The following is a 13,960-nucleotide window of genomic DNA, read 5'->3' as shown; positions in this document are numbered from 1 at the left end:
AGCAGATGAATCGGCTGAAAAGACTGCTGTCGAAGTACTGGACACGCTGGGCCGCGGGCCTGGCGCTGACCGTGTTCGCGGCGCTTTATCCCCTCGGGTTCTGGTCCAGCCACGTGATCGAGCGGCAGGACACGATGTGGTCGGACCTGCGGATGCGGCTGGAGGAGCCAAGGCTCGACCCGCGCGTGGTCATCGTCGACATCGACAGCAAAAGCCTGACCGAGGTCGGGCGCTTTCCCTGGAGCCGCAACGTGCTCGCCAGACTGGTCGGGCAGCTCACGCGCCACTACCATGTCGGCGCGGTTGGTTTCGACGTATCGTTCCCGGAGCCGGACAACAGCTCCGGTTACTCGGTGCTGGAAAAGCTGGCCGAGCGCGACCTGAAGGACGTGCCGGTGTTGCGCACCAAGCTGGGAGAGCTCAAGAACGCCCTTGACTACGACGGCTTGTTTGCCAAGGCGCTCGAGGGACAACCGGTGATCCTCGGCTACAACCTCTCGACCGGGCAGGCCAAGGGCGTGCTGCCCAAGCCAATCTTCACAGAAGAGGCGCTGAACGGGCGCGAGGTGTGGGCCTACAACACCGACGGCTACGAGGCCAATATCGAACGACTGCAGAACGCGGCGATGGGCGCGGGCAGCTTTACCGTGGAGCCGGACGCAGACGGCGTGGTGCGCAACTATTCGCTGGTCCAGAAGATCCGGGATGGGTACTACTCGTCGCTGGCGCTGGCCACGGTCGCGGCCTACCTCAAGGTCGAGGAGGGGGGCATTACGCCAGTGCTGCCCGAGGCCGCGCACACGCTGACGAAGGGCCAGCGGGAAAGCGGGGCGCTCGACGGACTGCTCATGTTCACGGCGGACGGGGCGCGGGAGATTCCGGTTGGCGTTGGCTTGACCACCATCGTCCAGTTCAGCGGACCTGGCGGACGCGCCGGTGGCCGGTTCCGTTATGTCTCCGCGGCCGATGTCCTGTCCGGCAAGGCCGACCCGGGCGTGCTCAAGAATGCGATCGTACTGGTCGGGACCACCGCGCCTGGCCTGGTCGACCTGCGCGCGACCCCGGTGAACAAGGAGTACCCGGGCGTGGAGATCCATGCCAACGTCATCAAGGCGATCCTCGACGGGCGCTTCAAGTCCTACCCGGCCGATGGCGCGAGCTACGAGTTCGTACAGATCCTGGCGGTGGGCGCGCTGCTGGCGCTGGTGCTCGCGGTGCTGACCCCGCTCTACCAGCTGTTGCTGGCGGCGCTGGTGTTCGCCGGATCGATTGGCTTTAACTACTACATGTACAGCCAGCATGACGCGGTCCTGAACGTGGTCGCCTGCCTGCTCCTGGTCGCGCTGCTGTTCGTGATGAACCTGGTCTGGGGCTACTTTGCCGAACATCGCAAGGGGCGGGCACTGGTATCGCGCTTTGGCGAATACGTGGCGCCCGAGCTGGTCGCGCAGATGGCCGAAAACCCCGAGGCCTACAACATGGACGGCGAAAGCCGCGAACTGACCGTCATGTTCGTGGACGTGCGCGGCTTTACCACCATCTCCGAAGGGCTCACGCCCAAGCAGCTGCGCGAGTACATCAACCTGTACCTGACCGCGATGTCCGAGGATATCCGCGCCAGCCACCAGGGCACGCTGGACAAGTACATCGGCGACGCAGTGATGGCATTCTGGGGCGCGCCGGTCGCCTTCCCCGACCACGCCAGCCGGGCGGTGGCCACCTCGCTCCTGATGCAGGCATCGGCCAAACGCCTGAACGAGGACTTCCTCAAGCGCGGCTGGCCGGAGCTGAAGATCGGCATCGGCCTGAACAGCGGCCTGATGCACGTGGGCGACATGGGTTCCGCGATCCGCCGCGCCTACACGGTGATGGGCGACGCGGTGAACCTGGGCTCGCGCCTGGAGGGCATCACCAAGGTGTACGGGGTGGGCATCTGCGTGGGCGAGGCAACCCGCCACGCCGCCCCCGAATACGTGTACCGCGAGCTGGACCTGGTGCGGGTCAAGGGCAAGAACGAGCCGGTCGCCATCTTCGAGCCGGTCGGCAAGGCGGGCGAGGTGGGCCAGGCCGAGCTGGACGAAATCGCCGCCTGGGACGCGGCGCTGGCGCTGGTGCGCGCCCAGCGCTGGGACGAGGCCGAGTCCCGCATCCGCGCGCTGGCGCTCGCCCATCCGCAGCGCGCTCTGTACCAGCTGTACCTGTCGCGCATCGCCCATTACCGGGCCAATCCGCCGGGCGACGGCTGGGATGGCGTGACCACGTTCGAAACCAAATAGCGCCGACGCGCCCGCGCCAACCGGTGTGTCACCCGAGCAACATTTGCCCGCGATGAATCCCCCTTCCAGTGGGGGAAGTGCCTTTTTTGCCCCAGAATTTTCTGACGGGAAACGTAAAGGTGTTTAGACTTGTCGCCGTATCCGTTTCAATTTTTCTATCCCCGCGCCCAGCCAGCGTGCGGCCTGAAGAGATACCAACAATAAAGAGAACGTAGAGCCAAAACTATGAAACAACGCTTTGCACGCCTGCTTGCGGGCTCGGTGCTGGCTGCGGCCGTGAGCGCCGCCTGGGCCGGCGAGACGGCCGAACCCGGAGACGTGATCCGTTTCGAAATCAGCCGTTTCGACGTCAGCGGCAACACGCTGCTTGCGCCGGCCGACGTGGAACGCGTGGTCGCGCCGTTTGCCGGCCGCAACCGCGACTTCGGCGACGTCCAGCGCGCGCTCGAGGCGCTCGAGGAGCTGTACCACGAGCGCGGCTACAACGTGGTCACGGTCCAGCTGCCGGAGCAGGAACTGAACGGCGGCGTGGTGCGCCTGCAGGTGGTGCAGACGAAGATCGGCAAGGTACAGGTCAGCGGCAACAAGGCGTTCTCGGAGCAGAACATCCGGCGCAGCCTGCCCACGCTGCAGCCGGGCCAGACGCCGAACCTGAAGCAGGTGTCGGCCAACCTGAAGCTGGCCAACGAAAACCCGGCCAAGAAGATCAGCCTGGGCCTGTCCGGCGGCGAGGCCGACGACGAGGTGGACGCCAGGGTCGAGGTGCAGGACGAACGGCCCTGGAAGGTAATGGCCAACCTGGACAACACCGGCACCGCCGCTACCGGCAAGACCCACGCCGGCGTGGTGCTCCAGCACGCCAACCTGTTTGGCCTGGACCACGTGGCCAGCCTGCAGTACACCACCACGGTCGAGCATCCGGACCAGGTGGCGGTGTGGGGCGTCGGCTACCACATCCCGCTGTATGCGCTGGGCGATTCGGTGGACCTGTTCGGCAGCTATTCGAACGTGGACTCGGGCACCGTGAGCGCCGGCCTGTTCAACCTGGCGGTGAGCGGCAAGGGCGCGGTGTACGGCGCGCGCTACAACCAGATCCTGGCGCGCCGCGGCGACTACGAGTCGCGCCTGGTCTACGGGCTGGACTACAAGGCGTACCGTAACAGCGTGCTGCTGTACGGCCAGGACTTCGGCAACAACGTCACCGTGCACCCGCTCTCCGTGGCCTACATGGGTACGCTGCCGCTGCCCGGCGCCGAAGCCAACTTCTCGATCTCGGCGGCGCACAACATCGCCGGCGGTTCGCGCGGCAGCGCCGCCGACTTCGAGCGTGCGCGCAGCGGCGCCAAGGCGGCATTCAACCTGCTGCGCTTTTCTGGCGCGTTCTCGATGGCGCTGGCCGGCGACTGGCAGGCGCGCATGCTCGCCAACGGCCAGTACACGGCCGACGCGCTGGTGCCGGGCGAGCAGTTCGGCGCCGGCGGCAGCACCTCGGTGCGCGGTTTTAACGAGCGCGACCTGGCCACCGACAGCGGCGTGCTGCTGAACTACGAGCTGTACACCCCCAACCTGTGCGGTAAGGCGAACTGGCAGTGCCGCCTGCTGGCGTTCTACGACACCGCCTACGGCAAGCGCAACCACACCCTGCCGGGCGAACTGACCAGCACCGCCATCGCCAGCACCGGCGTGGGCCTGCGCTTTGCGGTCGGCAGCTCGGCCAGCATCCAGCTCGATTACGGCCACGTGCTCAAGGAAGGCGCGTTGACCGGCACCAGCAAGAACAAGCTTCATGTCCGCGTAGGCCTGGCCTACTGAAGGGTAGAGAGATGACGACGACAACTATCAAACGCCGGCTGGTGCCGCTGCTGCTTGCGGCGTGCTTTGGCGCCGCCGTGGCTGCCCCGACCGGCCAGCAGGTGGTGGCCGGCCAGGCGACGTTCAGCCAGCAGGGCAACGTGTTCTCGATCACGAACACGCCCGGCACCATCATCAACTGGCAGAGCTTCTCGATCAATCCGGGCGAGATCACCCGCTTCATCCAGCAGGGCGCGGACAGCGCGGTCCTCAACCGCATCGTCGGGCAGGACCCGAGCCGCATCCTGGGCGCCCTGCAATCGAACGGCAAGGTCTTCCTGATCAACCCCAACGGCATCCTGTTCGGGCGCGACGCGCGCGTGGACGTGAACGGCCTGGTGGCGACGACCCTGAACCTGTCGAACGCCGACTTTTTGGCCGGGAAGAAGAACTTCAGCGCCGGCCCGACCGCTGGCGAGGTGCGCAACGAAGGCGCGATCACCACGCCATCCGGCGGGCAGGTGTTCCTGGTGGCGCCGAACGTGACCAACAGCGGCATCATCACGTCGCCCCAGGGCGATGTTGTGCTGGCCGCCGGCCACAGCGTACAGCTGGTCGATTCGCGCGACCCCGACCTGCACGTGGTGGTCTCGGCGCCCGACGACCAGGCCATCAACCTGGGCCAGGTGGTGGCGCAGGGCGGCCGTGTCGGCATCTATGGCGCGCTGGTCAACCAGCGCGGCCTGGTCAGCGCCAACAGCGCGGTGGTCGGCGAGAACGGCAAGATCGTGCTCAAGGCCAGCCGCGACACCCTGCTCGAGCAGGGCAGCGTGACCAGCGCCACCGGCGCCGGCAAGGGCGGCGACGTGCACCTGCTGGGCGCGCGCGTGGGCCTGACCGGCAATGCGCAGGTGGACGCCAGCGGCGCGCAGGGCGGCGGCAACGTGATGGTGGGCGGCGGCTGGCAGGGCAAGGATGTGCTGCTTTCCGACGCCAGCCAGACCTGGATGGGCAAGGACGCGCGCATCAAGGCCGACGCCACCAGCCAGGGAAACGGCGGGCAGGTGGTGCTGTGGTCGAATGACGCGACCGGCGCCTACGGCAGCATATCCGCGCGCGGCGGCGCGCTTGGTGGCGACGGCGGCAAGGTCGAGACCTCGGGCCACAGCCTGGACGTGAATGGACTGGCCGTGAACGCCGGCGCGGCCAAGGGCAAGTCGGGCAGCTGGCTGCTCGACCCGTACGACATCGAAGTGGTGAGCGCGGGCGCCACGGCCACTCCGGCCGACGTGGCCACGTTCGGTTCCGGCCCGGCCAGCGGCGTGGCAAAAATCGCGCCGTCGGTCCTGCAGGGCACCGGCACCAACATCATGCTGCAGGCGCAGAACGACCTGACGATCACGGACGCGCTCTCGGGCAGCGCCGACGTCACCGGCTACGCCAACCACAACATCAACGTGAACGCCAACGTGTCGGCCAACGGCAGCGTGCTGTTCGCGGCCGGGAACGGCATCAACCTGAACAGCGCGGCGAAGATCAGCAGCCAGAACTACGTGGACCTGATCGCCGACCAGATGACCCTGGCGGGCAACATCGGCGGCATCAGCGGCCGCGACCCGGTCATCAGCTTCGCCAGCCACACGCCGTCGCGCCAGATCGTGGTCGGCTCCGGCACCGCGAATGGCTCCTCGCTGTGGCTCGACGCGGCGGCGCTGGCGCGCTTTTCGGCGTATGAGCTGAACATCGGCACCAGCGCCAACACGGGTGGCGTGAACATCAGCTCCGCGCTGAACACGAGCGCGCACCTGAGCCTGGACAGCTCGGGCCCGATTGCCGTGAATGCGCCGGTGAGCCTGGGCTCATCCAGCAACTTCCTCGCGACCCTGCACGGCAACCGCGGCACCATCCTCGACATGGCTGGCCCGGTCACCGCCGGCGCCGTGTACCTGACCGGCGACGGACTGCGCATCAGCAAGCCGATCACGGCCAACACCGTCAAGGCCATGCCGCACAGCCCCGACGCCCCGATCACGCTGGGCCAGCTTGGCGAAGGCACGTTCGGGCTGGACCAGTCCATGCTTGGCCAGATCGACACGGCCGACCTCACGATCGGCGGCCTGCCGGGCTTTTTTGCGGGCCTGAGCGTGAGCAGCGCGCTCGACCTTTCCTCCCACACGTTCGGCAAGCTGACGCTGGACGCGGGCGGCGCGGCGCTGGCGCTGTCGGCGCCGTTGACGATGCCAAGCGGCGTGCTGTCGCTCAAGTCCAACCTGGCCGTCGCCCAGGGCGAAGCCGGGGCCCTGAACGTGGACCAGCTGGTCGTCAAGGGCAACTACGTTGCGCTGATGGCCCCCAACACGATCAACAAGGTGGCCGGCGCCAGCACGGCAGGCCCGTTCATGCTCAACACCGCGGGCGACGTGCACGTGGGCGATGTGGGCGGCATGTCCGGCATCAGCGCCAGCACATCGGGCCTGCGCATCACCAGCGGTGGGGCACTGACGCTGGACCGCACGCTCAGCGCACCGGAAAGCTTCGTGTCGCTGCAGGCGGCCGGCATCGGCGGCGCAGGGACCATCCGCGCCGGCCAGCTGGACATGTATTCGACCAACGGCGTGGGCAGCGCCAGCGCGTCGCTCAACACCGAAGTGAGCGTGCTGCGCGTGTCGAACAACCAGACCGGCAGCAAGCCGGTCAACATCCGCAACACGGGTGACCTGATCGTCTGGGGCGCCTACCAGAGCTCGGCCTCGGATTCGGACAACAGCGGTTCGCTCGCGATTGCGGCAACCGGCACGATGACGGTACCGAAGATCAGCAGCTCGCCGAGCTTGAGCGCGACGGCGATGATGTCCTCGCCGGGCGACGGCCGCGTGCACACCGAAAGCGGCAACATCAGCCTGACCGCGCAAAGCGGCATGACCATCGGTGGCGAGGTCAGCACCAAGAGCGGCAACATCGACCTGAAGGTCACCAGCGGCGCGATCGAGGTACACGACGGCGCGCTGGTCGCCTCGGTGTCGGGCGACATCACCGTGGCCGCCACGTCCTCGACCATCGCCACGGGCGCCTTCCAGGCCGCGCCGGGCAAGCTGCACCTGCCGTCGGGTTCGTCGGGCACGCCGCCCCCCAGCCCGACGCCGCCGACGCTGGACCAGTGCGTCGCCAACCCGGCAGTGGACGGCTGCGCCGCGCTGCTCGAAGACGCGCGCAAGACCTGCGCGGCCAACCCGACCGGCGCCAACTGCACCGCCGTGATGCCGAAGATCGACGAATGCAAGGCCAACCCGTCGGCGACCGGCTGCGACGTCGTGATCAAGCAGGACCAGGTGCAGCAGTGCGTGGCCAATCCGACTGGCGCCAGCTGCTCCAGCTCGGCCGACTACTGCGCGGCCAACCCGACCTTCCCGGGCTGCGCGGCGCTGAACGACAAGCGTGGCCAGATCGATGCCTGCATCGCCAATCCGAAGGGCGCCGGCTGCAGCGTGGTGCTGCCGACGTTTGACGTCTGCACGGCCAAGCCGGACACCTACGGCTGCGCCATTGTCGTGAAAGAGCACGACAAGGTGGCAGCCTGCGCCAAGACCCCGGGCGACCCGGCTTGCGCCAGCGTGCTGCCGTCGCCGGACGTCTGCAAGAACGACGCCAGCGTGTTCGGCTGCACTGCCGTGCTGGAGCGCCTGAAGTTCGTCGCTTGCGTGGGCAATCCGAACGGCGCCGGCTGCGACGCGATCCTGCCGCCGCTGGACGTGTGCAAGACCGACAAGACCCGCGAAGGCTGCGGCGCGGTGATCGGCAAGACCTTCGACTACTGCCTGGGCAGCCCGGGCGACCCCCGTTGCGTGGGCGTGCTGCCGACGATCTCGCAGTGCGTCAGCGACAAGACGGTAGCGGGCTGCCCGGCAGTGCTGCCGACCATGACCCAGTGTATCGCCAGCCCGACCCTGCAAGGCTGCGGCGTGATCCTGCCCAAGCTCGAGGTGTGCGCCGTCAACCCGAACCAGCAAGGCTGCGAGGCCGTGCTGCCCAAGCCGGACTTCTGCGCGAGCCACCCCAACGATGCGAGCTGCGTCGTGTTCAACCCGAACCCGACCACGGGCAGCACCGAGAAGGAAAAGGCGCCGGTGGCGGACGCGGTCCAGACCACCGTCACGCTGATTAACAGCAGCACCCAGGGCAAAACCTCGCCGGCCACCGGCGGTGGATCCGGCGCGCCGGCCACCCCACCGGCGGCTGGCGGTGGCAGCAGCGGCAGCGACGCGGACAAGCCGTCCGAGAAGCAGTCCGACAAGCAGAGCGGCCCGGCAGGCAGCGAGAACAATGGAGCAAAGAATGAGAAACCTGCGACCAAAACTTATTGCAATTGAGGCCCTGCTGTGCGCGGTGCTGCTGCTGGCCGGCAGCACTGCCTGGGCGCAGGTGGTGGGCACGGTCGCCCACTTGTCCGGACCGCTGGTGGCGAAGAAGCCGAACGGCACCGTCAAGGTGCTGGCGGTGAAATCGGAGGTGGAGAACGGCGACACGCTGGTGTCGGAGAAGAACACCTACGCGCAGATCAAGTTCGTCGACAACGGCGAAATCACGCTGCGACCGAACACGACCTTCAAGATCGAGAAGTTCGCGTATGACGCCGCCAAGCCGGACGGCGACAGTGCCTCGTTCGACCTGGTCAAGGGCGGCCTGCGCTCGGTCACCGGCCTGCTGGGCAAGCGCAACAAGGAAAAGTTCGCGCTCAAGACGCCGAGTGCGACCATCGGCATTCGCGGCACCACCTTCATTGCGCATTACGTGCCGCCGGCGAGCAGCCAGGCGCCTGGCCTGCCGGGGATGCCGCCCTCGCCGATTGGCGGCGTGCCGGACACCCAGGGACAGGCAGGACCGGTGGCGCAACCTCCCGGGACCGGCGCCGGCCCTGGCCCGGCGGCACCGCCGGTGCTGCCGCCCGGCCTGCACCTGCAGGTGACCGATGGTGCGATCGTGGTGACCAACAACGGCGGCTCGCAGGGCTTCCAGGCCGGCCAGTTTGGCTTTGTGCCGAGCGTGAACCAGCCGCCGGTGATCGTGCCGTCGAACCCGGGCATCCAGTTTGTGCCGCCGCCGTCGTTCAACGCGGGCAGCGGCGGGCCAGCGGCGTCCAGCGGGCCCGGCCCCTCGCAGGCGGTCGATTGCATCGTGCGCTGAGCCGGTTCGGCTGAACGAAAAAAGACCTGTGGGCCTTGCGGCGCACAGGTCTTCTTTCTTGTGGGGGGCGGGCTGGCGCTGGTTGAACGCGTGGGCAGAATCTGCCCACCCTACACCGGCAGGGTGGGCGGGTCTCCCGCCCACGCGTTCAACCAGAACGTACGTGGACGCGTCGCTTACAGCACGTCGCTCGCATGGTCTGCCAGGCGGCTACGCTCGCCGCGTGCCAGCGTCACGTGGCCGCCGTGGTCCCAGCCCTTGAAGCGGTCCACGACGTAGGTCAGGCCGCTCGAACCTTCGGTCAGGTACGGCGTGTCGATCTGGGCGATGTTGCCAAGGCACAGGATCTTGGTGCCGGGGCCGGCGCGCGTGACCAGCGTCTTCATCTGCTTGGGCGTGAGGTTCTGCGCTTCGTCGATGATCAGGAACTTGTTGACGAAGGTGCGCCCGCGCATGAAGTTGAGCGACTTGATCTTGATGCGCGAGCGGATCAGGTCCTGGGTGGCGGCGCGGCCCCAGTCGCCGGCCTCGCTGTCGGACTTCATCAGGACCTCGAGGTTGTCGTCGAACGCGCCCATCCACGGCGACATCTTCTCTTCCTCGGTGCCCGGCAGGAAGCCGATGTCCTCGCCCACCGGCACGGTCACGCGGGTGACGATGATCTCGTTGTAGAGCTTGGTCTCGAGTACCTGCGCCAGCCCCGCCGCCAGCGCCAGCAGGGTCTTGCCGGTGCCTGCCTGGCCGAGCAGGGTGACGAAGTCGACCTCGGGATTCATGAGCAGGTTGAGCGCGAAGTTCTGCTCGCGGTTGCGCGCGGTGATGCCCCACACGCCGTTCTTGGCGCTGCTGTAGTCGCGCAGGGTCTGGAACACGGCGGTCTTGCCGTTGATTTCCTTGACCTGGCCATAGAACGGCGCCTCGCCGTTCTTCGGCTCGAAATACACGAACTGGTTCACCAGCAGGGTCGGCACCAGCGGGCCGCTCACGCGGTAGTAGGTGGAGGAGTAACCGTTGCGGTTTTCCTGCCACGACTGCACGTTCTTGCCATGCTTGTCCCAGAAGTCGTCCGGCAGCTGGACGATGCCCGAGTACAGCAGGTCGGTGTCTTCCAACACATGGTCGTTGAAGTAGTCCTCCGCCGGCAGGCCCAGCGCGCGCGCCTTGATGCGCATGTTGATGTCCTTGGACACCAGCACGATCGCGCGCCCCGGCTGCTGCGCTTCGAGCGCGCGCACCACGCCCAGGATCTGGTTGTCGGCCTTGCCCGAGGGCAGGCCTTCCGGCAGCGCGGCGCCGTTCAGCTTGGTCTGGAAGTACAGGCGGCCCTTGGCGTCCTTGTTACCCAGCTTGGCCAGCGGAATGCCGTTTTCGATCGCGTCGTCGTCCACGTTGGCGATCAGGGCGTCCAGCGTGCGCGAGACCTGGCGTGCGTTGCGCGCGACCTCGGACATGCCTTTCTTGTGGTTGTCCAGCTCTTCCAGCGTCATCATCGGCAGGTAGACGTCGTGCTCCTCGAAGCGGAACAGGCAGGTCGGGTCGTGCATCAGCACATTGGTGTCGAGCACGAACACCTTGGTCTGGCCGGCCTTGTCGGCCTTGCGGCTGGCGCCGGACTTGATGTTGATCTCGACCGGCTTGTGCTTGGCCGGATGCGGCTGGTCGATGTCGGTTTCCTTGAGCTTGGCAGCAACGCCGCCCTTGTCCGCGCGCGCCGGGGCCTTGGCGGCCGGCGGCGGCACCTCGGCCAGCACCGGGGCGGCTTTCTTGCGCGCGCGCGTGGCCTTGGGCGCCGGCACGGCCTGGCCGCTGATCAGGTCTTCCACGTCCGCACTGGCGGCCTGGGCCGGGACGGCCGTTACCTTCGCCTTGCCGGGCTCGACCTTGGGGTAATCTTTGACGGCCAGCAGCGTGGCTGGCTTGGTGGGCATTTTGGGCAGTGGCATCAGGTTCTCAATCTAAAAAAGTCAGGAAAGCGCATGACGCGCCGGCATCCACGGATGGGGCGCGAGAGCGGTTCGGAGCTATCGGGAATCTAAGGGGGGCAACGCCGTCCGGAAAGGGGCCGGACGGGCGAACTGCCAGATTGGAATGATGCGAGTGGAGCAGGTGTCGACTCAAAATAAGCGGATAACGTCCAGCAGGTTGAACCAGGGAGCCATCCGTGTCAGGGCTGGCTCTTCAAAAATTCCAGCACTTCGTTGACGTGATCGTTGACTTTCACGCCACGCCATTCTTTCACCAATCGGCCACTAGCGTCAAATACAAACGTGCTCCGCTCGATCCCGCGGACTTGCTTACCATACATGTTCTTCATCTTCATGACGCCAAACTGGTTGCACACCAGCTCGTCCGGGTCGGAGATCAGTTCGAACGGCAGGCCCAGCTTGCCCTTGAAGTTGTCGTGCGACTTCATCGAGTCGCGCGACAAGCCGTAGATCTCGGCGCCGAGCGCCTGGAATTCGGGGTAGTGGTCGCGGAAGGCGATGCTTTCGGTGGTGCAGCCCGGGGTGTTGTCCTTCGGGTAGAAGTACAGCACGGTGTATTTGGCCGGGCGGCCTTGCAGGTTGAAGGTCTGGCCGCCGGTCATGGGGGCGCTGAAGTTCGATGGGCTGTCGGCCACGGGTCACTCCTCTAGTTTGGCGCAGGGTGAGTGGCTTCTTGCCGGCGGCGGTGCTCAAGCGCTCTGTATCACCGCGTGGGCTCGGGAGCCCACCCTACGTGTTGGTGTCCAGGACGATCAGTTCGCCCGACCGGCCCGGTACTTCGCCCCACGTGACCGGATACTCGGGCAGCGCGGCGTCTTTTATCTTGTCATGGTACTGCGCCATCGACGCCAGCTGGTAGCCTTGGGCTTTCCAACCTGTCAACAGCTGCTCGAATATGGGGGCGAGTTTTTGCCCTTCAAGTTCTGCGTGCAAAGTGTACACGTGATCGCGCCGCGCACCCTCGGTCAGCCGCAGCAGGTGTGCGCCGATGTTGCCCGTGCCGATGGTGCTGCCGCCGATCTCGCGGCCGAGCAGCTCGTCCAGCGTGGGCAGGGTGGTCGGCATCTGGATGCAGCGCCCGCCCGGGAAGCGGTAGGGGCCGGCCGCCGGGTCAACCAGCGAGCCGTCCTCGTTGAGCAGCGCGCGGCCGTCGGAGGCAAAGGCGTAGCCCATCGCGTCGTGCTCGGCAAAGGCGTGGCGGTTCATCTGCCAGCCGGCGGCGCCATGGGTGTGCGGCGGCTGGCCGAAGACCTGCGCATGGCGCTGGGCCGCTTTGCGCATCATGCGTACGGTCCAGGCTTCGTCGCGGCCGCGCACGTTGTCCTGCCACAGCACGTGGTCCCAGGTGTGGATGCCGCATTCGAAGCCGGCCGCGTGCGCGGCGCGCATCTCATCGGCCGCCTGCACCCCGATGTCGGGGCCGGGCAGCAGCGTGCCGTACATGAGGGTCTTGAAGCCGTAGTGCTCGACCACCGAGGTGCGCGAGACTTTCTTGAAGAAGCCGGGACGCAGCGCCCGGCGCAGGGCCCAGCCGGTATGGTCGGGCCCCAGCGAGAACAGGAAGGTGGCCTGGGCCCCGTGCGCTTTAAGCATGCGCACGAGGTTGGGGACGCCTTCCTTCGTTCCGCGATAGGTGTCGACGTCGATCTTGAGGACGAGGAGCGGACCCACCTCAGTCCATCAGCGCCTGGGCTGCGCCGACCTGGCCGCGGTAGGCGTCGTAGATGCCGCGCAGCGCTTCGGCCATCGTGGTCTTGGGCGCCCAGCCCAGTTCGTCGCAGGTGTTGGTGATCTTCGGCACGCGGTTCTGCACGTCCTGGTAGCCCTGGCCGTAGTAGGCGCCCGAGGTGGTCTCGGTGATCGTGACCTTGTTCGCGCCTTCGGCGTATTCCGGGTATTCCTTGGCCAGGTCGATCATCATGCCGGCCAGTTCGCGGATCGAGTAGTTGTTGGTCGGGTTGCCGATGTTGTAGATCTTGCCGGTAGCCGCGCCGTTCTTGTTCTCGATGATCTTCATCAGCGCGTCGATGCCGTCGTCGATGTAGGTGAACGCGCGCTTTTGCTTGCCGCCGTCCACCAGCGAGATGGTCTCGCCGCGCACGATGTGGCCGAAGAACTGGGTCACCACGCGCGAGGAGCCTTCCTTCGGGGTGTGGATCGAGTCCAGGCCGGCGCCGATCCAGTTAAACGGACGGAACAGGGTGAAATTCAGGCCTTCCATGCCGTAGCCCCAGATCACGCGGTCCATCAGCTGCTTGGCGCACGAGTAGATCCAGCGCGGCTTGTTGATCGGGCCGCAGATCAGTTCCGAGTTCTCGGGATCGAATTCCTCGTCGTGGCACATGCCGTACACCTCGGAGGTGGATGGGAACACCAGGTGCTTGCCGTACTTGGCGGCCGAGCGCACGATCGGCAGGTTCGCTTCGAAGTCCAGTTCGAACACGCGCAGCGGCTGCTTGACGTAGGTGGACGGGGTGGCGATGGCCACCAGCGGCAGGATCACGTCGCACTTCTTGACGTGGTACTCGACCCATTCCTTGTTGATGGTGATGTCGCCCTCGAAGTAGTGCATGCGCGACTTGTACTCGGGGTTGGCCAGCAGCTCTTCGATGCGGTCGGCCTGCATGTCCATGCCGTACACGTGCCAGTCGGTGGTTTCCAGGATGCGCTTGGACAGGTGGTGGCCGATGAAGCCGTTGACGCCGAGGATGAGGACTTTTTTCATGT

At 66.6% G+C, this 13,960-nt stretch carries 8 protein-coding genes; 4 read left to right on the top strand and 4 right to left on the bottom strand.

All coding sequences use genetic code 11. From position 1 onward, the window contains the following. Window positions 1-5 precede the first annotated feature (5 nt). From NX774_RS04690 to NX774_RS04675, 4 genes are all read left to right on the top strand, one after another. Window positions 6-2,276 (top strand): CHASE2 domain-containing protein, encoded by a 2,271-nt coding sequence (locus NX774_RS04690; RefSeq protein ID WP_258820991.1) that lies wholly within the window; start codon window positions 6-8, stop codon window positions 2,274-2,276. Window positions 2,277-2,501: 225 nt separating this feature from the next. After that, window positions 2,502-4,088 carry a ShlB/FhaC/HecB family hemolysin secretion/activation protein gene (locus NX774_RS04685; RefSeq protein ID WP_258820990.1) on the top strand — a complete coding sequence of 529 codons (1,587 nt, stop codon included), beginning with the start codon at window positions 2,502-2,504 and terminating at the stop codon, window positions 4,086-4,088. A gap of 11 nt (window positions 4,089-4,099) precedes the next feature. Beyond that, window positions 4,100-8,434 (top strand): two-partner secretion domain-containing protein, encoded by a 4,335-nt coding sequence (locus tag NX774_RS04680; RefSeq protein WP_258820989.1) that lies wholly within the window; start codon window positions 4,100-4,102, stop codon window positions 8,432-8,434. Continuing rightward, window positions 8,400-9,248, top strand: coding sequence for a FecR family protein (locus NX774_RS04675; protein ID WP_258820988.1), 849 nt, complete (start codon window positions 8,400-8,402; stop codon window positions 9,246-9,248). Before NX774_RS04680 ends, NX774_RS04675 begins: the two co-directional genes overlap by 35 nt. A 176-nt stretch (window positions 9,249-9,424) precedes the next feature. On the opposite strand, the gene NX774_RS04670 is transcribed toward NX774_RS04675, so the two are convergent. The 4 genes from NX774_RS04670 to NX774_RS04655 all read right to left on the bottom strand — a co-directional run bounded on the left by NX774_RS04670 (window position 9,425) and on the right by NX774_RS04655 (window position 13,958). Then, complete coding sequence (locus NX774_RS04670) at window positions 9,425-11,191, bottom strand: PhoH family protein (protein WP_258820987.1); 1,767 nt, start codon at window positions 11,189-11,191, stop codon at window positions 9,425-9,427. A 221-nt stretch (window positions 11,192-11,412) separates the two neighbouring features. Continuing rightward, window positions 11,413-11,868, bottom strand: coding sequence for a peroxiredoxin (locus NX774_RS04665; protein ID WP_258820986.1), 456 nt, complete (start codon window positions 11,866-11,868; stop codon window positions 11,413-11,415). A gap of 94 nt (window positions 11,869-11,962) precedes the next feature. Beyond that, the gene (locus NX774_RS04660) at window positions 11,963-12,904 is read right to left on the bottom strand and encodes a polysaccharide deacetylase family protein (protein ID WP_258820985.1); all 942 of its coding nucleotides are present in this window, start codon (window positions 12,902-12,904) and stop codon (window positions 11,963-11,965) included. Between the two features lies 1 nt (window position 12,905). Next, window positions 12,906-13,958, bottom strand: a complete 1,053-nt coding sequence (locus tag NX774_RS04655) for a bifunctional UDP-4-keto-pentose/UDP-xylose synthase (RefSeq protein WP_258820984.1) — start codon at window positions 13,956-13,958, stop codon at window positions 12,906-12,908. Window positions 13,959-13,960 lie beyond the last annotated feature (2 nt).

The organism is Massilia agilis (assembly GCF_024756255.1).
Taxonomy (GTDB): Bacteria; Pseudomonadota; Gammaproteobacteria; order Burkholderiales; family Burkholderiaceae_D; genus Telluria; species Telluria agilis.
The sequence above is the reverse complement of the archived record's forward strand: the minus strand, read 5'-3'. Positions and strand labels throughout refer to the sequence as shown.